Source organism: Clostridium sp. C8-1-8 (assembly GCF_009928445.1).
Lineage (GTDB): Bacteria > Bacillota > Clostridia > Clostridiales > Clostridiaceae > Clostridium_AR.
This window is the reverse complement of sequence record NZ_JAABNO010000029.1, coordinates 1-22,347: the sequence shown is the minus strand read 5'-3', so window position 1 is coordinate 22,347 and position 22,347 is coordinate 1. Positions and strand designations below refer to the sequence as shown.

Sequence of the window (22,347 nt, the reverse complement as noted above, 5' to 3'; positions counted from 1 at the left end):
TACAGTTTTGTGTGAATATTGGTTTCTTTGTAATAAGTTTTTGGCTTAAAAATATACAAATTTAAATAAATATTATGAGGGAAGAGTTATGGAGAAAAGAAGTTTTTGGCAAAAAATGAGATCTGAATATATAGGCAGAGGCTTTGCGGTATGCTGTGGACTATTTATAGTGGTTTTGACTCTATCCATTATATTTTTTATAGCTTCAAAGGGAATTTCTACGTTTACAAAAGATGGATACTCAGTTTTTAAATTTTTATTTAGCACAGATTGGTCTCCAAATTCGGATGTGCCAAGATTTGGTGCTTTAACACTTATATTAGGATCTACAGCTGTTTCTATAGGAGCAGTAATTGTTAGTACCCCTATAGCTATATCACTTGCAATTTTTATGAATATGATATCGACTAAATACGGTAAGAAGTTACTTCAACCAGCTTTAGAATTATTTGTTGGAATTCCTTCTGTAGTTTATGGTTGGATTGGGTTAAGCGTACTTGTACCAATAATAAGAAATAGTTTTGGAGGAGATGGATCCAGCCTTCTAGCCGGTATTTTAGTTTTGAGCGTTATGGTTTTGCCTACTATAGCATCTTTAGCTTCCGATGCAATAAAGACTATACCACAGGACTATATTGAAGCTGCTTATGGACTAGGTTCTACAAGATGGCAGACAATTTATAAGGTTGTTGTACCAGCTGCAAAAGGAGGAATACTTACAGGTATTGTTCTTGGGCTTGCCAGAGCCTTTGGAGAGGCACTAGCAGTACAAATGGTAATAGGTAACACCTTAAAGTTACCAAGCAGTCTATTAAAGTCTACTACAACCTTAACAAGTGTTCTTACTATGGATATGGCAAATACTGCCTTTGGTTCAGCTTGGAATGATGCTCTATGGTCATTAGCTTTAATATTATTGATAATATCATTTATATTTATAGTTATTGTTAGAAAAATCGGAAATAGAGGTGAGGCATAATGAAGGCAAAAACCGTAGATAAGATAGCAACTACCATATTATATGTAATCTCTTTATCAATTGTTTTGCTTCTAGCAGCCTTCTTATTGTATATTATATATAAAGGTGCTGGAAAGATAAGTATTGACTTCTTATTTGGTAAGTCAAAAAGCGGAGAAGCTGGAGGAGGTATAGGGCCTCAACTGTTTAACTCCTTTTACATGTTAATCGTATCTCTTATTATAACCGTTCCTATAGGACTTGGAGCAGGAATTTACCTTTCTGAGTACGCAGGACAAGGAAAATTTGTAAACTTCCTAAGACTATGTATAGAAACTATGTCTTCGCTTCCATCAATAGTTGTTGGTCTTTTTGGACTTTTAGTTTTTGTTACTCTTTTAGGATGGAAATACTCTGTTTTAGCTGGTGCTTTGTCAGTTAGTATATTAAATTTACCATCTATGACTAGAGTAAGTGAAAATGCTATAAGGGAAGCATCTAAAAAAGTTAAAGAAGCAAGTATTGGACTTGGAGCTACAAAGTTTCAAACAATAAGAAAGATTACGCTTCCATATGCTATGCCTCAGATATTAACCGGTATAATTTTAGCTGCAGGTAGAATATTTGGTGAAGCAGCTGCATTCTTATATACAGCTGGAATGAGTGCTCCTTTATTTAAGTTTAATAGATTTTCGCTTTTCGGTATGAGTTCTGCAGATAAATTGTCAGCTTTTGATTTATTTAGACCAGCAGAAACCCTTGCAGTTCATATATGGAAGCTAAAATCAGAGGGATCAGTTCCAGATGCTACTGCAATAGCCAATGGCGCTTCAGCAGTACTTATAATAATGGTATTATTGTTTAACATAATTTCTAGAATAGTGGGAAATGCACTTTATAAGTCTTATAGTGGTAAGTAGGAGGATATAACATGTCAATAATTTCAACGAATAAGTTAAATTTATATTATGGAAGCACTCATGCGCTTAAGGATATAAGCCTTGATATAGATCAAAATTCAGTTACAGCGCTTATAGGACCTTCAGGCTGTGGTAAGTCAACATTTTTAAGAACTTTGAATAGAATGAATGATCTAATAGATTCAGTTAGGATTGAAGGAGAAGTTCTGTTCGAAGGGAAAAATATATATAGTGATTATGACGAAATAGATTTGAGAAAGAGGGTAGGAATGGTGTTCCAAAAGCCTAATCCATTTCCTATGTCTATTTATGATAACATAGCTTATGGCCCAAGGATACATGGTATAAAAAATAAGGCTAAGCTAGATGAGATAATAGAGAAGAGTCTTAAAGGTGCAGCCCTATGGGATGAGGTAAAGGATAGACTGAAAAAGAGTGCACTAGGGTTATCAGGGGGGCAGCAGCAAAGACTTTGTATTGCTAGAACCTTGGCAGTAGAACCAGAAGTTCTTTTAATGGATGAACCAACTTCTGCCCTTGATCCTATCTCAACGAATAAAATAGAAGAATTAATGGATACACTAAAAAAGACATATACTGTTATAATAGTTACTCATAATATGCAGCAAGCTGGAAGAATAGCTGACAACACAGCATTTTTCTTAACTGGAGAAGTAGTAGAGTATGGAAAAACAGATGATATATTCTACAAACCAAGGGACAAGAGAACAGAAGATTATATAACAGGTAGATTCGGTTAAAAAACTTTATGAGGTGATATAAATGACAAGAACATCTTTCGATTATGGTTTACAACTATTGCACGATGATTTAGTAAAAATGGGTAGTATAGTGGAAAAACAAATACACGGTTCGGTTGAGTCTTTGGTAAACCAAGATGTGGAACTAGCAGAGAAGATAATAAAAGGTGATGATCTAGTAGATGATCTTCAAAGAGAGATTGAAGATAAGTGTATAAAACTTATAGGTAGAGAACAGCCTTTAGCTAAAGATTTAAGAAATATATTTACTACTACTAAGATAGTTACAGATCTTGAGAGAATGGCTGACCATGCGGTTGATATAGCTAAGATAACACGAAGACTGAAGGACGAAAAGTATATTAAGAAGTTAATAGATATACCTAAGATAGCAACAGTTGTACAAGAAATGATTAAACTATCTATTGACGCATATATAGAAGGGGATTCAGATAGAGCATACGAAATATGTAAGATGGATGATGAAGTAGATGCTATTTATAAAAAGATATTCACAGAACTATTAGCATATATGGACGATCATCATGAAACAGTAGCTCAAGCAAGTCAATTATTATTTGTATGCAAGTACTTAGAAAGAATAGCTGATCACGTTACCAATATTTGTGAATGGACTATCTATCTTGTCACTGGAAACTTTGTAGACTTAAATGAATAAATAGAGTATTATAATAAAGTAGATGTAATCAACTAGAGAATGAATGAGATTTTATTTAATATGTTAATAATATTAGATATAAAGATAGCTTGAAATCATTAAGGATTCAAGCTATTTTTTACTGTTGAGCAAAGTATAAAATTCTTTGATAGCTAAAACTACTAAAATCAAGTGCTTAGTACAGCAATTTAGTGTAAATAGTAAAAAATAAAATTATGTCGCCTGCAAGAATTTCTTTACAAACTTTGAGAAAAGGCAGATGTGGAAAAAAGTTTCGTTTAAAAATATCGCTTAAGCTACTTTTTTACGGTGAAGGAAAGTATAAACATTTTATTTAATACTATTATTTAACTATATAAAATCAAGCTAACACCGTTAATTGTTGACTACTAAAGTCGAATAGGGTATATTACATATTGAAGTATTTTTCAGGAGTGAATAAAATGAAAAACAAAATTGTAAAGATTCTTCCTGGTGGAATTGCAGAAGAATTAGGAATTGAAGTTGGAGATTATCTTATTTCAATAAATGAAACAGAAGTTAATGATATTATAGACTACAAGTTTTTAATGGCGGAAGAATATTTAGACGTAGAAGTAGAAAAACCAGACGGTGAAGTTTGGGTTTATGAGATAGAAAAGGAATATGATGAAGACTTAGGCGTGGAGTTTGAGGCTTCTATAATGGATAAAGCTAAAAGCTGTTCTAATAAATGCATATTCTGTTTTATAGATCAATTACCTAATGGCATGAGAGATACTTTATATTTTAAGGATGATGACTCAAGGCTTTCATTTCTTCAAGGTAACTTTGTAACCTTAACAAATATGAAAGACTGCGATATTGATAGAATCATAAGGTATAGAATAAGCCCTATTAACGTGTCTGTGCACACAACTAACCCAGAACTTAGAGTTAAGATGCTTAACAATAGATTTGCAGGAAACGTCTATGATAGGCTTAAAAAGCTTTCTGAAGCAGGTATAGAGATGAATGCTCAAATAGTTGTTGTACCTGGTATTAATAACGGAGAAGAGCTAAAGAAGACCATATTAGACCTTTATGCCTTATATCCATCTATTCAGAATGTAGCTGCTGTTCCTATTGGAATAACTAAGCATAGAGAAGGACTTGCAAAGCTTGATATTTTTGATGGAGACAGTGCAAGAAAAGAAATAGAAATGGTAGAAGAACTGCAAGATAGATTTGTAAAAGAGATAGGAACACCTTTTGTGAGACTTTCTGATGAGTTCTATGTTTTAAGTGATTACGAGATACCACAGGAAGACTTTTATGATGGATATCATCAGATAGAAGATGGTGTGGGTGTAATAAGAATGCTTAGAAATACTATTTCTAGAGATATTACAGAGCTAAAGGATAATATAACAGGCCATTTCGCTATTGCTACAGGCGTTTCTGCCTATGATGAAGTGAAAAAAGTAGCAGATAGCATTATGAATAAAAATAAAAATATAAAAATTGATGTTTATAAAGTTATAAATCATTTCTTTGGAGAAACTATTACAGTAAATGGACTTTTAACTGGTAAAGATATTATAAATCAGCTAAAAGACGATCTTAAGGCCCCATATCTCCTGATGGCTGACAATATGTTCAGAAAAGGTTATGAATTGGGAAGCGTAGAAGATAAGATAATGCTTGATGATCTAAGGATAAAAGATGTTGAAGAGCAGTTAGATGTGAAGGTCATTGTATGTGATTACACTGGAGAAGACTTGATAGAAATTATAAACGCATATTGTGAGGAGGAATAAACATGGGAAAGCCAATAGTTGCTATAGTTGGACGTCCTAATGTAGGAAAGTCTACATTGTTTAATAAGTTAGCAGGAAGAAGAATATCTATAGTACAAGATACACCAGGAGTTACTAGAGATAGAGTTTACGCAGAAGCAGAATGGCTAAGCTACAAATTTACTATGATTGATACAGGTGGTATTGAACCTGAAAGCGAAGATGTTATAGTAAAGCAAATGAGAAGACAGGCGCAAATGGCTATAGAAACTGCTGATGTTATAGTATTTATCGTTGATGGTAAAGAAGGACTTACAGCAGCAGACGGAGAAGTTGCTCAAATGCTTAGAAAGAGCAAAAAGCCAGTTGTTCTTGTGGTAAATAAGATAGATTCTTTAAAAGATGAACCAAACGCTTTTGAGTTCTATAATCTTGGTATAGGTGAACCTATAACAATATCAGCTACTCAAGGTCTTGCCCTTGGAGATATGCTTGACAGAGTAGTAGAGCACTTCAAAGAACTTGGAACTGAAGATGAAGAAGATGAATATGTAAGAATAGCTATGGTTGGTAAGCCAAACGTAGGTAAATCATCGCTTATAAATAAATTATTAGGTGAAGAAAGAGTAATAGTTAGTGACGTGCCAGGAACTACTAGAGATTCTATAGACAGCTATGTTGAAACTAAGGAAGGTAAATTCATATTAGTTGATACAGCTGGTCTTAGAAGAAAGAGCAAGGTTAAAGAGGAGATTGAAAGATATAGTGTAATAAGAACTTATGCTGCAATTGAAAGAGCAGATGTAGTTATACTTATGCTAGATGCTCAAGAAGGAGTTACAGATCAAGATGAAAAGATCATAGGTTTTGCTCATGAAATGAACAAGGCTATAATGGTTATAGTTAATAAATGGGATCTTGTAGAAAAAGATGATAAGACAATGATTAAATATCAAAAGGATATTCAAGCAAATCTTAACTTCTTATCCTATGCTCCATACTTGTTTATATCAGCTCTAACAGGTCAAAGGGTACACAAGGTACTAGAAATAGCTAAGGGCTGCTATGATAACTACTCAAAGAGAATATCAACAGGTATATTGAATGATGTTATAAATAAAGCAGTACTTATGAAGGAACCTCCAGTAGTTGGACTTAAGAGACTTAAGATTTACTATGCTACTCAGGTTGCTAATAAACCACCTAAATTTATATTCTTTGTAAATGACAGCAATGCATTACATTTTTCTTACGGAAGATACTTAGAAAATCAGCTTAGAGAGAGCTTTGATTTTAAGGGAACAGGAATAGAAATAGAGTATAGAGAAAGGAAGGAATAAGTATGAATAAGGTGACTTTTTTAGGAGGAGGAAGCTTTGGTACAGCTTTGTCTATCCTACTAGCAAAAAAGGGTGTAACGGTATCTATCTGGGACAGAGATAAAGAGGTTGTTGACGAGATTAACAACGAAAGAAAAAATGATAGATATATTAAGGAGTTACACATTCCTGAAAATGTCACTGCTTATTACGATTTGGATGATGCTTTAAAGGGTACTGAGTGTTTAGTACTTGCAGTTCCATCACATGTTATAAGAAATGCTTGCAAATCATTAAAAGGAAAACTTCCTGAAGATATAATTATTGTAAGTATAGCAAAAGGAATTGAGGAAGGTACTGATTTAAGGTTATCAGAAGTAATAGAGCAGGAACTTAACAATCCAATAGTAGTTTTATCTGGACCTTCTCATGCAGAAGAAGTTGCCTTAGAGTACCCAACTACTTTAGTAGCAAGCTCTAGAAATATGGCTTGTGCTGAAAAAGTACAGGACTTATTCATGGCTCCTCACCTTAGAATCTATACAAACGATGATCTAGTAGGAGTAGAAATAGGTGGAGCTGTAAAGAATATCATAGCCTTAGCAGCAGGAGTTTGCGATGGAATAGGTTATGGAGATAATGCTAAAGCAGCACTGATGACTAGAGGTATGAAGGAAATCAGTAGAGTTGGCTTAGAGCTTGGAGGAAAGATGGAGACCTTCTTCGGACTTACAGGAATGGGAGATCTTATCGTAACTTGCACTAGCATGCACTCAAGAAACAGAAGAGCCGGCATACTTATAGGTCAAGGGAAAAGTTTAGCAGAAGCAGAAAAAGAAGTGGGAATGGTAGTTGAAGGTGTAAAGGCCTGCAGAGCCTTCTACGAATTAAAGGAAAAGCTAAAGGTTGAGATGCCTATAACAGATATTTTGCATAGAATTCTTTTTGATGGACTAAATCCACAGGAAGCTGTCAGCGGACTTATGGAAAGAAACAAAAAGGCTGAGACTTATTAACCATTTAATTTCAAATAAATATAATATATAAAAGACACTAAACATTAATATTGTTTGGTGTTTTTTATTGTTATCTAAACCTAGCAATATCAGGGCTTAAGAAAAGTTATTAGTATAAACAGTAAAAAAATATGTTGGCTGTCATAATATATTTAAATACGCCTGACTTCTATAGTATATTATGTAAAATATATACAAATAATAGGTTTTCATATATAATAAACTTAACTTTATAAAAGTTATTGATTAAATTTATAAATTAACTAACATATCATTGGCTCATAAACAGTGAAAATGATTGTTAGATTATTGTACTCATAGTTTTAGCATAATTTTGGAGGATAGAACAGTGAATTTAATAGGTTTATGCTTAATTACAAAAGATGTTCTTGCTTTGACTGATTTTTACTCTGAAGTTCTTGGGGTTAGATTTGAAGGAAATTCTACACATATGGAAAGTGTTGGTGAAAGAGTAAGTTTATCCATATTTTCTGAGCAGGGTATGGAGCAACTATCGCCAGGGTCTATGTTTGAATATGGAAGTGGAAATACTGTAATAAACTTTGAAGTGAAAAATGTTGATGAGGAGTATAAAAGGTTAAAGCACTTTGATATTGAATTTGTAAAGTTACCAACAACTCATCCATGGGGGGCTAGATCAATGTGGTTTAGAGATTTGGATGGAAATATAGTTAATTTTGTTACTAAGATGAGAAATTGATAAAGCCATGTTAATAAAACATGTATTGAGGAGTGTAATATGCAAAATGTGATCTCTAATCGAATTACAATAGAGAAGAAAAGGTTGTATTTTTTAGATAACCTTAAAATATTTCTTACGATACTTGTTATAGTTCATCATGTTGGTCAAGCGTATGGACCAACAGGTGGGTTTTGGGAGTATAAGAGTAGTTTACATGAGAATATAAATGCTTTAGGGTATTTTTTTGCTGTAAATGCAGGCTTCTTTATGGGACTATTTTTTATGATTTCAGGATACTTTGTGCCAGGTTCTTATGACAAGAAGGGAAGAAAGTGGTTTGTGAAAGATAAATTGATAAGACTTGGAATACCAGCTTTATTTGTATTCTTTACTATTCAGCCCGTTGAGATGTACTTTTATAACGTGAATTATGTATCAGACAAGCCTTCAGGATTTTTGAATTATTACTTTACTAGGTATTTAGGTTTTGGTAAAGATATGAGTTTTGGTCACTTATGGTTTGCTGAAAATCTTCTGTTTTTTATGTTGCTATATGTATTATTTAGGACCATAGTGCCTAAGATTAGAATTAAAAGTGATCATAAAATGAGTATATTATCTTTTATACTTATCACAGGCCTAGTAATAGCTATTATATCATTGGTAGTGCGTATATGGTATCCCATAGACAAATGGATAGGAATATTTTTTGTAATTCAATCAGAGGTTGCCCATCTACCACAATATGTAATTCTATTTGTAGTAGGAATAATTTCTTATAGAAAGAATTTATTTTTAAAGCTTAACAATAAAACTGGATATTTTTGCATCATAATTGCTGTCATAATGGCCATGATAGTTCATTTACATTTCCTTGTTCCATCAGGTATTATTAATTTCATATTTGACAAATGGGCCATATATGAATCTTTTATGGCTGTATTCATATGCTGGGGGTTGTTATTGTTTTTTAGGCAATATCTTAATCGTACCTCAAAATTTGTCAGTAAAATTGCAGAGACTAGCTTCGCCGCGTATATCTTTCATTTTCCTGTAGTCCTTGCGGTTCAATTTAGTTTGGACAAAGTCAATATATATGGAGCTGTAGTTAAGTTTTTCACGGTTAGCATAATCTCTATAGTAGTTACATTTTTAATAAGTTATATCATAAGAAAAATCCCATATGTAAATAGGGTTATATAGGTTAATTAAAATACAAATACAGAGAGGCTTTGTTCGGTGTATATAAGTAATTTCTTTGAGTGATGCAGAGATTTACAGGTCTAACAAAGTCTTCAAGTTTCTTGGAATTGCGTTGTACCATTGGTTTATTCCAAGTAGATCTATTTTATATTTTAATTCTGTTGATAAATTATCTAAAGGATAGCCTTCTAATAAAAGGTTAGTTTCTTCTTCCGTAAAAGATATATTTTCAATTATCTTGTTTCTTTGAGCCTGATTCATAGGACATATTATTTGACATTTTAGGCAGTCGTATAGAGTGTGGTGAGATTGTACTGGTATCCAAGCTGGGAATTCACCAGGGGCTTCATTGAAGAAGGATAGGCATTTTGTATTATCGATTAAAAATCTATCCTTTCTAATAGCACCAGTAGGGCAGTTATTAATACATAAAGAACAATTAGTGCATGCTTTAGCATTTTTTAGTTCTCCCCAAGTATCTTCTTCACATAGTAGGTCTGTGAAATATACCTTATATGAAAAATTGCTTCCTAAACCATTTATATATGTTATATTGTTTCTGCCATAATAAGCTAAACCGCTATGGACCGCCAATCTTTTAAAAGGCAGAATTTTGGCTTCAACTATAGAAAAGTGATTTTCTTCGGCATATTCCTTAATATAAGCTTCTGTTTTATTAAAATCAGAGCATACTAAACTTAAAAAAGTTTTATCCACTCCTTCTTTAGTGAATTTGACCTTTGCATAAAAAGGATGTGGTATTGCAGCAAGAATTATAGAATTAACCTGGAAAGGTTGTTTGGGAATATCCAGTTGATATAGTTCATTTACTATCCAGTTTTGAAAATCGTTGAGAGCCTCTTTAGCTTTAAAATCATTCAGGATGTCTTCTAAATCTTTTAGATGAATTGATGGGATAATTTTTAGCCTGTCTCCATTTTCTATGGCTATTCTTTCTAAAGTACCTTTCATATTGAATCCTCACTTTAATTTTAAATTTATATATTTAAATTATATTCTCAGAAATTTTAGAAGTTTTAAGGGTTGATTTTGGTTATAGATTGTACAAATTTGCAATTTAATAAAATGCAATAGTATAAAGAATATCTTGCACTAATGGTGTATTAGTATATTTAATAATTATACCACTTTTGTGGTATATATTGGAATGTTTGGAGAGAGTATATTCTATCATTTAATAATGCTCATATTAAATAGATTGCTCCATAATGACTTAATATGTATTAATATACAGATTAATGTAAGCTTGCTATAATGTACTTACTAGAATTATGGAGATGAATAATAGAGTGTATGACGCATTGGATTTCTTAGGAATTAAATATTATAAGACTAAAGCTTAAAGAAATGAGGATAGGTTATGTTATTAGATGAAAAAATAAAAAGATGTGAGTTAGAGTATATAAAAGCATTTTGCGCAATGGATGAAAAGAAAGACGTAATTAGAGTTAGAGATGATAGCTTAAAGGATATGTACTATCATAATTACACCTACTTAAAGAAAGATATTCCCACTTATGAGCTTAGATTAATTATAGATGAAGAAATTATCTATAGAAAAGAGGAAAGAAGTAACTTTTGCAACTTTATAATAGATTCAACAATTGATAGTTCTTTGGAAGAGATATTAGATATCAGGCCCTCAGTATCAAGAAATGGCTATTACCTTTTTGATAAGACTTATTTTGATACTTTGAAGTCCTTAAGAGACTGCACTATTAAAAAGGTTACCAATGAACAATTGATTGAAGATAGTTTGTTTTGTGATTTACAGCAGGATGTAGAAGCCGTAGGAAAAGATTTCTGTGAAAGAAGAGCTTATAGAAGAGGTAAGATATATGTAACAGATAAAGGGGTTGACTCTTATAACTGTTATTATGATGGGACTATTGTAGGAAAATGTGATATGTTTATTTATGATGGAATAGCTAAGATAGAAGACTTTGGGGTTATACCAAAATATCAGCGCAAGGGATACGGGACAACTATTCTAAAACATCTGATAAATATTGCAATGGAGGCACAGTGTCACACAATATATTTAGTTGCAGATGAGGAAGATACGCCAAAAGACATGTACCTAAGAATAGGATTTACAAAAGTAGGGGATAGAACTGATCTTCTATTTAGGTTTTAATTGGAGCTAGCTTTAACAGATTTTTTACACATGCAAACAACCTTAATAATATATATAACTTTCGATTTAATAATGGTAGAAGGTGATTATTTGGCATATATTATAGAAAATTGTTCAAGTTGTGGGAACCAAGTAAATATGAGTATTTCTCAAACCTTTTGGAAAGGGAGAGTTGATACACATGCAAGCTATTTTTGTAGTAAATGTGGAAATTTAACTGAGATTGATTGGATTAGTGATGAACCTGAACAGAAAATAAAAGAAGCCATATTAGCTCAAGATGGATTTTGGTCTTTAGAAATAAAAAATCAGGATAACAATAGAGTGTTAATTATAAGAACATTAAAAGCTGAATTGAAGCTAGGGATGGATAAAATAAAGAACATTCTACAAAATTTTGATAACCTCAAGTTAAAAGGGACACGTGCAGAAATGGAGAAGATGGCGTATGCTTTTTCAAAGTGTGGTGTAACGACATACATAGAAAGAATACAATAAGTGATATAAATAATACTGTATGACTTAATAAAGGCAACCTATGATAGGGTGCCTTTTAATTTTAGAATATGGTTAAGAATACTGACGAAGCTAAGTGTTATGCCGTAGATGACATATTAATTCTTTGTTTAGGTACATTAAAGTATGAGATGCATAACAATTATCTCAATATGCTACTGCAATTTGTATGATTTTAATATGAACAGCAAAACGCTCACTATACTACTTTAAAATATAGGAAACCAACTGCTCAAAGTCTTCTGCTCCTTAAAGCCTCTTTTAATATACATGCTGTAAGCTAAGGTGTTTTTAGTAACAACTATTAATCCTATTTCATCTACAGTTTTCTTATTTAAAAAATCTATAGCGGTTTCTAAAAGCATTTTTCCATAACCTTTTCCCCGGTAACTTTTTTTTAAGCCTAAGTCAAAGAGTGCTTTTTCATCTTTTATTTCGAATAGAAGGAAGCCAGCAGATTGTCCATCTACTTCGGCTATGAAGTAGCAGTTATTATCGTTAGCCATTCTTATATATTCTTCTACTTTTTCTATATACACTGTTGCACCGTTAGGAGCTTCGCTGAAGGCTTCATTGTCTATATCTAGAAAAGTTTTTTTATTTTCTTTGCAGAGAGGTACTAATTTTAAGGTTGGATAAAGAATTGATCTGTCTTCTAAAACCATTTTGATGGCATAATACTGTTCAATGTAGTTTAGTGTGTTTAATAGCTTTATTATTTCAGAGTCTACTATGCCTAGATAGAACTCTTTAGCGCTATGGAGCTTTACTAAAGCTTTTGCTGCTTCAAGGATTTCATTTATTGCTGAGGTTTTATCTTCAATATGATTGGAAACTGTTAATTCAAAGCCATAAGCTATAAATCTTATAGGACATTCCTTTAATAATACATTTAAACTGCTACAAATCTCATTGTTTTTAAAGTTTACAAGTATTCCTTCTCCAAGATTGAAGAGGTCAGATTTGAATGCTGTATCCATTTCTTCTATAGTTGAATATTTAATCTTATCCTTGTTTTGGTATTCATAAACTTTTTTAATCTCTTCTTCGCTAAGTTCTAAATAATTTTTAATCATAAATACTGCTCCTTAATGTTAATTAACAAGATAACTTTATTATTATTTGATAACAATACATTTTAATATTGGAATTAATGTTTGCATTAATATTATACAAACATTTTTGATATTATGTCTATGTATAAATAAACTTTTTGAGAAATAGTTTATAAATAGATATTCAGCCAAGTGGAGTTCAATGTATATTTATAAACAGATTTTAACAGTTATTGAAGAAAAAATAATTTAAATAGATTTATAGGCATATTTAGTCAATTCACATATTAATATTAATAAGACACTAGAATTTATTTAAGATAGATGGCTTTATATTAACTTCATAATGAAAGTAAGAAGATAAATATTATGAACTACAAAGAAACCATGTATATTTTAAGTATTTTTTCAATATATATGTAGTGTTAATAATATATATAGGAGGGTATATCTTGGACAGCTTTAATATATATAAGGATATAGCTGAAAGAACCCAAGGAGACATTTACGTTGGTGTTGTTGGGCCTGTAAGAACTGGTAAGTCTACTTTCATTAAAAGATTCATGGATCTTATGGTAATACCAAAGATAGAAAATTCATATAAAAAAGAAAGGGCAAAGGATGAACTGCCACAGTCAGGTTCTGGAAAGAGTATTCACACCACTGAACCTAAATTCATACCTAATGAAGCTATAGAAATATCATTAGATGAAGGCTTAAAGTTTAAGGTAAGAATGGTTGATTGCGTAGGATACATCGTAAAGGGAGCTTTGGGATACATGGAAGGTGAGCAACCTAAGATGGTTACAACTCCATGGTTTGATTACGAGATTCCTTTCGAAGATGCGGCAGAGATTGGAACAAGAAAGGTAATAACAGATCATTCTACAATAGGACTTGTTATAACTACTGATGGAAGTATAACAGGGATACCTAGGGATGACTATGTTGAAGCTGAAGAAAGAGTAATTCAAGAATTAAAAACAATAGATAAACCTTTTATAATTGTACTTAATACAACTAAGGTAAATGCTCCAGAGACTAAGGAACTTAAACTTCAACTTGAAGCAAAGTATAGTGTACCAGTGCAGATTATGGATGTATTATCCATGAAGGAAGAAGACATAACCAATTTATTCAAAAAAGTACTTAAGGAATTCCCAGTGAAAGAAATAAACATAGATATGCCAGAATGGATAGAAAAGTTAGATCCAGCTCACTGGTTGAAAGAGAATTTCTTAAACATAGTTAAGGATATGTGTAAAAACATATTTAAGGTTAGAGACATAAAGACTTGCTTGGATGGATATAGGGACGAGGATTTCATGGGAGTAACTGATATTGACGAAATGAACCTAGGCGATGGAACAGCAAGAATAAAGCTTAATCCAAAGCATGGCATTTTCTATAAGATACTTAGTGAACTATGCGGACATGATATAGCATCAGAAAGTGAACTTATGACCCTAATGAAAGACCTTAATGAAGCTAAAGTAGAATATGATAAAGTTTCAGATGCTTTGAAAGAGGTAAAAGAAACTGGTTATGGACTTGTTGCACCTCAATTATCAGAGATGAAGTTTGAAGATCCAGAGTTTGTAAAGCAAGGTGGTAAGTATGTCGTTAAGCTTAAGGCTAGTGCGCCAAGCCTTCACTTTATAAAGGCAGATATTGAGACAGAGATTTCTCCTATAATGGGAACAGAAAAGGAAACAGAAGAGTTATTCAAATCTCTATTAGAACAGTTTGAAAGCGATCCAACAAAGCTATGGCAAAGTAACATGTTTGGTAAGTCTCTTGAAGTTCTTGTGAAAGAAGGCCTACAGAACAAGCTTTACAAGATGCCAGAAGATGTTCAGGTTAAGATCCAAAAGACCCTTCAGAAGATAATAAATGAAGGTAATGGCGGACTTATCTGCATTATTCTATAGTTAAAAATTATAACCGATTACATTGTTGAAGAGATAATGTAATTGGTTATTTTTTTCTGTTAAGACTAATATAAAAGTTTTGGGCATTTGATCCTAGCAATATCAATGCTTTGAAACAACTATTTAGGGTAGATGGTAAAAAAATAAAGACTAAAAATTAATATGCGAAAAGAGGAATCTAGGTTAGAGATATATTTTATAGGATGATTTGAAACACTAAATTAAATTAAAATATAAGCGGAGGTGTTTTTTATGTTTACAAAAGAGAAAATTGAGGCCGCTCATAACAAAGTCAAAAGCGGAGAGGACTTTCCTAAGTATGTCAAAGAAATAAAGGGTATGGGCATAAAAAGCCATGAAGTTGTACTTTCAGATGGTATTTGGATTTTTAAAGGAACAGATGAGCAAGTTATTCAAATTAATACTGAGATGAAAAATCTACGTGTATCAGAACAATCTTCTATAGAGAAGTTTAAACAGATTTTATACAAACATCAAAAAGGAGAAACGGATTATTCAACATTTTGCATTGAAGCTTCTGAAGCAGGAGTAGAAAGATGGGTTTCTAACTTTGATGATATGACAGTAACTTATTTCGACTTATATGGAAATCCAATTGATGTTGAAAAGATACATAGTGTAAAATAGAAAGATTAAACGATCAGGAGTTCAAAACTTTTTTAGATCTTCAATATATTAATTGAAAAAAATATAAGGTGCTGTACATAAGTAGTGAAAATATATAGTATGGCATAATCCTTGCTTTTCCTCATATGGATTAGGAAAGGCAAGGATTATGCGCAATAAAATTATATATCTACGATGCCAAAGCATATTAGTTTTGTGATAAGGTTTATAATTTCATCTGAGGAGATTTTTATACCAGACTTTATCCAATATAGAATTATTCCAACTTGTCCTCCAATAAAATATTCTATAACGTACTTCTGTAAGTCTCCTAAATTGCTGTTTCTTAGTATAAATCTTCTAGTAAGATTGTCTTTCATGAGATTTGTAAGTTGATTTTTAAAGGTTGGACGACTAGATTCGCCAAGTAAAGCTAAGAAATAATCATAGTTCTTTTCAATATACTCAAAAATGGGTCTGATCAGAATTACTAGTTCTTCAGGATTAGTAGTTAATGTTTTTTCTGGTAGATTATTAGTCATTCTAGTTAAGTCAGATATTATTTCATATTCAATCTCATCTAGCATGGCGTAGATATTTTCATAATAAATATAAAAGGTTCCTCTATTCAAGTTTGCCCATGAGGTTATTTCTTTTACACTTATTAAGTCAAGAGATTTAACTTTATAGATTTCTATAAAGGCATTTCTTATTTTACACTTTGTGGAGTTACTTTCTTCAATTGTTATTCTACTCATAGTCAATTACCTCATTAGTTGATATTAAAATTTTAAAAGACAAGTAATTATGTTAAAGACATAACAAGTTATTTTTAAATATATCATCTCTAAGATAAATTGAAATTAAAAATATCATGTCTTTAAAGTGTAGGCTAAATAAATTAATAAAAATTATGCTATAATTCAGCAAATTATATGAAAAATTAACAAAAAATAGTCAAGTGTTCATTGGAAGTAATGGTTCATATTGTATAATTAAAAGTATTATGTTTATTATATCAAATTTAAATTTTCATAGTAATAGCACTTATAATGATATTTTTATAACAAAGGAGAGATATTAATGAGTTTATCAAAGAAAATTTCTTTAATTTTTAATGGCTTGCTTATAATTATTCTATTTTCTTGCCTAAGTTTTGTTTATGTTAGTAATAAAAGTACAATGCTTAAGCAAGAAGAAAGCAAGAGTTTGGCCGTAGTTCAAGCTATTGAGGCCTCGTTATATGAAGAGGAGCCTGCCGAAAGCATTCAAAAAACATTGGACAATATAAAAAAGTCTAACGAGGATATAAAGGATTTTGATATTTACGATATAAACGGAGATTCTACTGATGTGGCAGCTATTGATAAAGGAAAAATAGGGAAAAAGGCAGATCCAGAAGATATTGAAGCTGCAAAAGAGGATAAAACTGTGACAATAGCAGAAGACGGAGTTATTGATGTTACTACACCGGTTCATGTAGGTGGGAAAATTAAATATGTTGCAGGAATTCAATTCTCATTAGAAGATGAGCTAAAAGCTATTCATTTAATGCTTATAAATCTTATTCTAATAGGAATAGGCTTTAATATTTTTGGATATATAGTTATTTCTTTTGTTACTAGAAGATTTATATCTAAGCCACTTAAGAAGCTAGTATTAACATCTGATGAGATTGGAAAAGGCAATTTAAATGTTTCTTTCGGAAGAGAAATAAATAGAAAAGATGAAATTGGTGATTTATCAAATTCATTAAGAAACTCAGCTAATAATACAAAAGTTTTAGTAGAAGAAATCATAAATAATTCTTCAGAGTTAAATAGTGGAAGTTCCGAGCTTGCATACTCTGTGGGAAAAGTTGCTGAAGATCTAAAAATAATAAACAATTCTGTAAAACAGATATCTGAAGTGATAGAGGAAAATAGTGCTGCTACAGAAGAGGCCAATAGTTATACGGAAGAGGTGGAATCAACTTGCTTTGAAATATATGAGAAGGTTAAGCGTGGTAACGAATCTGCAACTGAGATAAGAGACAGAGCATTAAAGGTAAAATCACTTGCTACTGAATCTAAAAAAGAACTAGAAGTATTATACAAGGAAAAGAGTAATCAGATAGTAAAGGCTATGGAAAATGTTAGGGTGCTAGAAGAGATAGCATTAATGGCTGATACCATATCCTCCATAGCTAGTCAGACTAATCTATTAGCACTAAATGCAGCTATTGAAGCAGCGAGAGCAGGAGAAGCTGGCAAGGGGTTTGCTGTGGTGGCTGAGGAAGTAAGACAACTTGCTGAGCAGTCCTCAGAAAGTGTATCTACAATACATAAGACCATAGCAGATGTTAGAGAAGCCTTTGATAATCTATCCATAAATACTGAGGATATATTAAAATTTATAAATGATAAGATAACTCCTGATTACGAAATGCTAGTTAACGTAGGAAATCAATATGAAGAGGATGCGGAACAAATCTTTAACCTATATGATTATTTAGCAACTAGTATTAAGCAGATTGTAGAGGCTGTACAGCAGACTTCAAGCACTATACAAGCAGTGGCTACATCTTCACAGCAAAGTGCAGAAAGCTCACAAGATATCTTAAAAGTGATGAATGAGATATCTGCATCTACAGATATAGTCGCTGAAACATCTACTAAACAAGTAAAGATGGCAGAAAACTTAAGTGATATGGTTGGTAAATTTAAGATATAAGTAGGTAAAAATGCATTCCTAACAATGGGATGCATTTTTAATTTTTCTGAAAACAATAATATATAATAGTTTATACCTGGGGGTTGAGAGGAGAGTTTGAAAATTTAAATTTTAATATGAAGTGGGATATCTATTTCTAGGGTTCTATTATGAAAAACTTAAGTTACCAATGTTCTAAAGTCGTGGCTTCTTAGGATTTTCACGGAATGAGTAACATAATAAATAAAGTTAGAATTATATAAACTTTAATAGCATAATTTAAAGGTATGTTTAGTGGTGAAAATTAAACTTAAATAACTTGAGAATAGCTAAATTTGATATTATAATTTCTACAATAAGCTAAAAAGAAAGGCAGTGAATAGTCGCCTATATGTAATGGATAGTGGTACCATATGCATATTTGTAGGTTGCTTTTTCGCAATTAAGAGATATGAAAATAAATAATATAAGAGGAAATACATACCTTATCGATACAGGAAGAACTTATATACCTTTTTATAAGTTAAATGAAAATGAAATTATTTTGATGGATTCAGGTCTAGCAAATAGAGAAGGGAGGAATATAGATAAGATTCTAGAAGAAAATCACTTTAAGGTTGTGGGGATCATATGTACTCATGCTCATTCTGATCATGTTGGAAACAATGCCTTTTTTAAAAGAAAATACAATAGCGTTATTGCAATGCCTTCTTATGAAGCACTTATATGCAGTTCCTTAATAAATTTAAAGAGTTATTACAGTAATTTGACTTTTGAAGAAACTAAAGTAAGTTATTCACATATGATTTGTCATACAGATATACTTATTTCAGAAAAAGATTCAGAGGTTGAAATATGTGGAATTAGGTTTAATATATATCATACTCCAGGACATAGCGCTGAACATGTATGTATTATTACCCCTGATGACGTAGCATATCTTGGAGATTGTCTTATAAGCTATGAGGTTATGAGAGCTTCAAAGATACCATACGCCTACATATTAAGTGAAGATTTGACGAGCAAAGAAAAGCTATATTCTTTAAAAAGTAGCGTTTATATCATAGCACATAAAGGAGTTTATGCTGATATTTCTGAACTAATAGAAGATAATATAGATTTTTATAAAAGTAAAGCACATAAGATTTATGAAATCATAGAAGATAACATGTCGCAAGAAGATATTTTGGAAGCTGTAATAGGAAAGTTTAATATTCGAATAAACAATAGGTATAAGTATGCTTTGATTGAAAGATTAACAAAGTCTTATATTGAATATCTATCAGAGCAGAAACTTATTAATCCTATTCTTAAAGGTAATAAACTTGTTTTTATTCATTAGAAAATTATACTTTATATAAAGTTGCAGATAAGTATGCTTAGATGGCTTAGAGGAATATATAGAGGAAAGAAGATTTAGCCAATATAGTAATAAGATTTTAATTAGGAAGTGATAGAAGTGAATAAAGTTGTGAAAAGAGGTTATGTTCCTAGTGATGAAAAGGAATTTGGTATAGAAGTTCTAGAAAAGTTACATAGAGGAGCTAGAGATTTGCATTACCTTATTAATCAGGGATATAATACAAAATCAGCATCAGTATTTGTGGGAAACCATTATCTGTTTTCAGAGAGACAAAGAATGGCATTGGCTAGGGCTGTTTCCCCTAAAGAAAGTATTAATATTAGAAAAGAAAAGGAAATTATAACGAATTTAAAGGAAGCTTCGGTTAATATCGATGGTTTTAATACAATAATAACACTAGAGGTGGCTTTATCAGATTCCACTATAATCAAGTGCATGGATGGAACTTTTAGAGATTTGGCTGGTCTAAGAGGAACCTATAGATTAATTGATAAAACAGAGATTGCTATTAATCTAATAGGAAAAGCTCTTGAAAACTTAGGTATAGCTAAAGCAAGTTTTTATCTAGATAGTCAGGTTTCAAATTCCGGAAAGCTCAAATCGAAAATACTAGAGTTATTAGACAAATACAGTTTTGAAGTAGTAGTTGAAAATATAAATAATGTAGATTCAACTTTGGAAAAGTTAGATTATGTTATTACCACAGATGCAATAATCCTTGATAAATGCAACAGCTGGTTTAATTTGAACAAAAGAATTATAGAAGAAAACATAAAAACTGGATATATTATTGATTTTAGCGAGATAGGAAACTTAGAGTAGTTATTAGAAAGTCTAATAATAGTAAAGTTAAAAAGGCTATTTTTAAGACTATAGGATTTTTAAAAATAGCTTTTTGATAGAAGAGATACATCTTTAAAAGTGCACATTGTTAAATTTATAGTAAAATAAATTTTATCTATTTAAATATGAGCATATAATATGTTAAAGTAGTATTGTCGAAAAATAATAGATAATATTGTTAATTTAATAATAAGAGGAGTAGGTAAAATGTTTGAATGGAAATCAGAGTATGAACTTGGAATGGAAAAAATAGATGCTGAGCATAAAAAGCTTTTTGATATCGCAAACAAAGGTTATGAGCTTTTAGTGAACGACTTCTATGTAGACAAGTACGATAGAATAATGGACATAATAATTGAACTTAAAGACTATGCACAGTTTCATTTCACTGCTGAAGAAGAGTATCTTGCAAGCATAGGCTATAAGAAGCTATTTAGCCATAAGATTGAGCATGATTCTTTTATACAAAAGGTAAGTAATGTAAACTTAAATGATGTTGACTCAAATCAAGACAAATATGTACAAGACTTACTAGACTTCATAGTTATGTGGATAAAAGAACATATAATGGAGAAGGATAGAGAATACGTAAACGCAAAATAACATAGTTAAGAATATCATTGATAATGTCATATTAAGTATTAAACTAATATACATATTATTAGGTGAATTTAGAATAAAAAACGCTAATGAAAATATCGTTAACGTCTTTTATTCTCAATGAACCGCGTAATAAAGTACATTATTAGAATTAAGGCTTAATGCTCCTATACCTAAGCTTAAATAAAGAATTAGTAGTATTTCTTTAGTATTTAACCGATTTATCACTTCATAATGATTTAGTATTTTCAAAATCTCTGCTCAGAACCAAGCAGAATTCTAAAAATAGTTTAATGATTGTTATACATCTTTAGTTAACACTGTGAACTAATTACTACTGAACAGTAGCTTAAAGGTATATTATTGATAAATTAAACCTTTTTATATCGTACATGATCAACAGCTTCATTAACAACTACTATATTACTATACAATCCTTCTTCAACTTCCTTATTAAATATAGCCCCATCCTTTGCATGCTCGTTGCTAGGTAATGTAGCTGATACTACATCTCTAAATTCAAAATGCTGCCCTTCGTGTATTCCATTTAATTTCTCAATATCGACATGACTTCTTTGCATAAATTATTACCTCCATAATGAATTCCGATACTTTCTTAGTTTGTCTATAATATGGGCTATATATGTATCAGTGATATACTATCTTTGAATTGCTTCGATTTAGACAAGTAAATCTTTAAATAGTTGGATTTATAGGGGGCCAACTTCAACTATTAAGTTCTGCGTGCCACAAAAATACTCATAAGTCACGATTTTCGAACATGCACAACTTAAGTTTTCGTAATTGAACCCTGTAGGTCCAAAGCTATTTATTATATAAAGATAAGTTAAACTATAGGTATATCGATAATCAGCAAAAGTATAGTTTCACAATTAAACATAAACAAATAGCTTGATATTAAAATTTGTATTATCAAAAAGTCTCTGAAAAGTTTATAAAGAGGGCGTGAAATTTGCAGAAAACTATGACTAGTCAATTATTATATGATAACAGAACCTAGTGTATCAATTAGTGAAAAATGTCGAAAATCAGAGGAAAAGTTATTAATAGACAAATACTTGCTGCTCATAATATCTTAGTTTTATATTTGAGAAGAACTTTATGATATTATTAGTCATGTCGCTGAAACAGAAAGCGACAAAGCACAGAAACTTAAATTTAAGTTTTAAACTAAGATTTAAAAATAAATTTAAAAAGTATGTTGACAAAGAAATCTTATGGTGGTA

21 protein-coding genes are annotated in these 22,347 nt (G+C 31.2%); 17 read left to right on the top strand and 4 right to left on the bottom strand.

Features of this window, described 5'->3' with window-relative positions:
- The first annotated feature begins 88 nt into the window (after nt 1-88).
- The 9 genes from pstC to GXK57_RS21450 all read left to right on the top strand — a co-directional run bounded on the left by pstC (nt 89) and on the right by GXK57_RS21450 (nt 9,316).
- Entirely contained in the window at nt 89-979 is an 891-nt protein-coding gene (gene pstC / locus GXK57_RS21490; protein WP_160680079.1) for a phosphate ABC transporter permease subunit PstC, read from the top strand.
- Nucleotides 979-1,878 (top strand): phosphate ABC transporter permease PstA, encoded by a 900-nt coding sequence (gene pstA / locus GXK57_RS21485; protein ID WP_160680078.1) that lies wholly within the window; start codon nt 979-981, stop codon nt 1,876-1,878. The genes pstC and pstA overlap by 1 nt, the downstream gene beginning before the upstream one ends.
- 11 nt (nt 1,879-1,889) lie before the next feature.
- A complete protein-coding gene (pstB, locus tag GXK57_RS21480; protein ID WP_160680077.1) occupies nt 1,890-2,639 on the top strand; it encodes a phosphate ABC transporter ATP-binding protein PstB in 750 nt (249 codons plus the stop codon).
- 22 nt (nt 2,640-2,661) lie between these two features.
- Nucleotides 2,662-3,318: a phosphate signaling complex protein PhoU gene (gene phoU, locus GXK57_RS21475; RefSeq protein ID WP_128214445.1), complete on the top strand. Its 657-nt coding sequence runs from the start codon at nt 2,662-2,664 to the stop codon at nt 3,316-3,318.
- Between the two features lie 443 nt (nt 3,319-3,761).
- On the top strand, nt 3,762-5,096 hold the full coding sequence (locus tag GXK57_RS21470; RefSeq protein WP_160680076.1) for a DUF512 domain-containing protein: 1,335 nt from the start codon (nt 3,762-3,764) through the stop codon (nt 5,094-5,096).
- 2 nt (nt 5,097-5,098) lie between these two features.
- Nucleotides 5,099-6,415, top strand: coding sequence for a ribosome biogenesis GTPase Der (gene der, locus GXK57_RS21465; RefSeq protein WP_128214443.1), 1,317 nt, complete (start codon nt 5,099-5,101; stop codon nt 6,413-6,415).
- A gap of 2 nt (nt 6,416-6,417) precedes the next feature.
- Entirely contained in the window at nt 6,418-7,410 is a 993-nt protein-coding gene (locus GXK57_RS21460) for an NAD(P)H-dependent glycerol-3-phosphate dehydrogenase (RefSeq protein WP_160680075.1), read from the top strand.
- A gap of 349 nt (nt 7,411-7,759) precedes the next feature.
- Nucleotides 7,760-8,131 carry a VOC family protein gene (locus tag GXK57_RS21455; protein WP_160680074.1) on the top strand — a complete coding sequence of 124 codons (372 nt, stop codon included), beginning with the start codon at nt 7,760-7,762 and terminating at the stop codon, nt 8,129-8,131.
- Between the two features lie 39 nt (nt 8,132-8,170).
- Complete coding sequence (locus GXK57_RS21450) at nt 8,171-9,316, top strand: acyltransferase family protein (protein WP_160680073.1); 1,146 nt, start codon at nt 8,171-8,173, stop codon at nt 9,314-9,316.
- A gap of 72 nt (nt 9,317-9,388) precedes the next feature.
- Here the strand turns inward: GXK57_RS21450 and GXK57_RS21445 are convergent, their stop codons facing one another.
- Complete coding sequence (locus GXK57_RS21445; protein ID WP_160680072.1) at nt 9,389-10,288, bottom strand: 4Fe-4S double cluster binding domain-containing protein; 900 nt, start codon at nt 10,286-10,288, stop codon at nt 9,389-9,391.
- A gap of 409 nt (nt 10,289-10,697) precedes the next feature.
- Here GXK57_RS21445 and GXK57_RS21440 point away from each other — a divergent pair, with 409 nt between their 5' ends.
- Together GXK57_RS21440 and GXK57_RS21435 are read left to right on the top strand one after the other, a co-directional pair.
- The gene (locus tag GXK57_RS21440; RefSeq protein ID WP_160680071.1) at nt 10,698-11,474 is read left to right on the top strand and encodes a GNAT family N-acetyltransferase; all 777 of its coding nucleotides are present in this window, start codon (nt 10,698-10,700) and stop codon (nt 11,472-11,474) included.
- Nucleotides 11,475-11,564: 90 nt separating this feature from the next.
- A complete protein-coding gene (locus tag GXK57_RS21435) occupies nt 11,565-11,972 on the top strand; it encodes a hypothetical protein (protein WP_160680070.1) in 408 nt (135 codons plus the stop codon).
- A gap of 227 nt (nt 11,973-12,199) precedes the next feature.
- On the opposite strand, the gene GXK57_RS21430 is transcribed toward GXK57_RS21435, so the two are convergent.
- Nucleotides 12,200-13,066 carry a GNAT family N-acetyltransferase gene (locus GXK57_RS21430; protein ID WP_160680069.1) on the bottom strand — a complete coding sequence of 289 codons (867 nt, stop codon included), beginning with the start codon at nt 13,064-13,066 and terminating at the stop codon, nt 12,200-12,202.
- Nucleotides 13,067-13,497: 431 nt separating this feature from the next.
- Between GXK57_RS21430 and spoIVA the strand changes: the two genes are divergently transcribed.
- Nucleotides 13,498-14,976, top strand: a complete 1,479-nt coding sequence (spoIVA, locus tag GXK57_RS21425; protein WP_128214434.1) for a stage IV sporulation protein A — start codon at nt 13,498-13,500, stop codon at nt 14,974-14,976.
- Nucleotides 14,977-15,228: 252 nt separating this feature from the next.
- Nucleotides 15,229-15,624 carry a DUF1398 family protein gene (locus GXK57_RS21420; RefSeq protein ID WP_160680068.1) on the top strand — a complete coding sequence of 132 codons (396 nt, stop codon included), beginning with the start codon at nt 15,229-15,231 and terminating at the stop codon, nt 15,622-15,624.
- A 161-nt stretch (nt 15,625-15,785) separates the two neighbouring features.
- Here GXK57_RS21420 and GXK57_RS21415 read toward each other — a convergent pair whose 3' ends face one another.
- Nucleotides 15,786-16,361 carry a TetR-like C-terminal domain-containing protein gene (locus GXK57_RS21415; protein WP_160680067.1) on the bottom strand — a complete coding sequence of 192 codons (576 nt, stop codon included), beginning with the start codon at nt 16,359-16,361 and terminating at the stop codon, nt 15,786-15,788.
- Nucleotides 16,362-16,686: 325 nt separating this feature from the next.
- Here GXK57_RS21415 and GXK57_RS21410 point away from each other — a divergent pair, with 325 nt between their 5' ends.
- The 4 genes from GXK57_RS21410 (at nt 16,687) to GXK57_RS21395 (ending at nt 21,103) form a co-directional block, all read left to right on the top strand.
- The gene (locus GXK57_RS21410) at nt 16,687-18,315 is read left to right on the top strand and encodes a methyl-accepting chemotaxis protein (RefSeq protein WP_160680066.1); all 1,629 of its coding nucleotides are present in this window, start codon (nt 16,687-16,689) and stop codon (nt 18,313-18,315) included.
- A gap of 430 nt (nt 18,316-18,745) precedes the next feature.
- Nucleotides 18,746-19,636 (top strand): MBL fold metallo-hydrolase, encoded by an 891-nt coding sequence (locus GXK57_RS21405; RefSeq protein ID WP_160680065.1) that lies wholly within the window; start codon nt 18,746-18,748, stop codon nt 19,634-19,636.
- A gap of 117 nt (nt 19,637-19,753) precedes the next feature.
- A complete protein-coding gene (locus GXK57_RS21400; protein WP_160680064.1) occupies nt 19,754-20,479 on the top strand; it encodes a DUF434 domain-containing protein in 726 nt (241 codons plus the stop codon).
- Between the two features lie 228 nt (nt 20,480-20,707).
- Nucleotides 20,708-21,103 carry a hemerythrin family protein gene (locus GXK57_RS21395; RefSeq protein ID WP_160680063.1) on the top strand — a complete coding sequence of 132 codons (396 nt, stop codon included), beginning with the start codon at nt 20,708-20,710 and terminating at the stop codon, nt 21,101-21,103.
- Between the two features lie 368 nt (nt 21,104-21,471).
- On the opposite strand, the gene GXK57_RS21390 is transcribed toward GXK57_RS21395, so the two are convergent.
- Complete coding sequence (locus GXK57_RS21390) at nt 21,472-21,681, bottom strand: hypothetical protein (RefSeq protein WP_160680062.1); 210 nt, start codon at nt 21,679-21,681, stop codon at nt 21,472-21,474.
- Between the last annotated feature and the right edge of the window lie 666 nt (nt 21,682-22,347).

Coding starts and splice junctions, on each gene's coding strand:
- pstC (WP_160680079.1), top strand. CDS start 89: ATGGAGAAAAGAAGTTTTTGGCAAAAAATGAGATCTGAATATATAGGC.
- pstA (WP_160680078.1), top strand. CDS start 979: ATGAAGGCAAAAACCGTAGATAAGATAGCAACTACCATATTATATGTA.
- pstB (WP_160680077.1), top strand. CDS start 1,890: ATGTCAATAATTTCAACGAATAAGTTAAATTTATATTATGGAAGCACT.
- phoU (WP_128214445.1), top strand. CDS start 2,662: ATGACAAGAACATCTTTCGATTATGGTTTACAACTATTGCACGATGAT.
- GXK57_RS21470 (WP_160680076.1), top strand. CDS start 3,762: ATGAAAAACAAAATTGTAAAGATTCTTCCTGGTGGAATTGCAGAAGAA.
- der (WP_128214443.1), top strand. CDS start 5,099: ATGGGAAAGCCAATAGTTGCTATAGTTGGACGTCCTAATGTAGGAAAG.
- GXK57_RS21460 (WP_160680075.1), top strand. CDS start 6,418: ATGAATAAGGTGACTTTTTTAGGAGGAGGAAGCTTTGGTACAGCTTTG.
- GXK57_RS21450 (WP_160680073.1), top strand. CDS start 8,171: ATGCAAAATGTGATCTCTAATCGAATTACAATAGAGAAGAAAAGGTTG.
- GXK57_RS21445 (WP_160680072.1), bottom strand. CDS start 10,288: ATGAAAGGTACTTTAGAAAGAATAGCCATAGAAAATGGAGACAGGCTA.
- GXK57_RS21440 (WP_160680071.1), top strand. CDS start 10,698: ATGTTATTAGATGAAAAAATAAAAAGATGTGAGTTAGAGTATATAAAA.
- GXK57_RS21430 (WP_160680069.1), bottom strand. CDS start 13,066: ATGATTAAAAATTATTTAGAACTTAGCGAAGAAGAGATTAAAAAAGTT.
- GXK57_RS21420 (WP_160680068.1), top strand. CDS start 15,229: ATGTTTACAAAAGAGAAAATTGAGGCCGCTCATAACAAAGTCAAAAGC.
- GXK57_RS21415 (WP_160680067.1), bottom strand. CDS start 16,361: ATGAGTAGAATAACAATTGAAGAAAGTAACTCCACAAAGTGTAAAATA.
- GXK57_RS21410 (WP_160680066.1), top strand. CDS start 16,687: ATGAGTTTATCAAAGAAAATTTCTTTAATTTTTAATGGCTTGCTTATA.
- GXK57_RS21405 (WP_160680065.1), top strand. CDS start 18,746: ATGAAAATAAATAATATAAGAGGAAATACATACCTTATCGATACAGGA.
- GXK57_RS21395 (WP_160680063.1), top strand. CDS start 20,708: ATGTTTGAATGGAAATCAGAGTATGAACTTGGAATGGAAAAAATAGAT.
- GXK57_RS21390 (WP_160680062.1), bottom strand. CDS start 21,681: ATGCAAAGAAGTCATGTCGATATTGAGAAATTAAATGGAATACACGAA.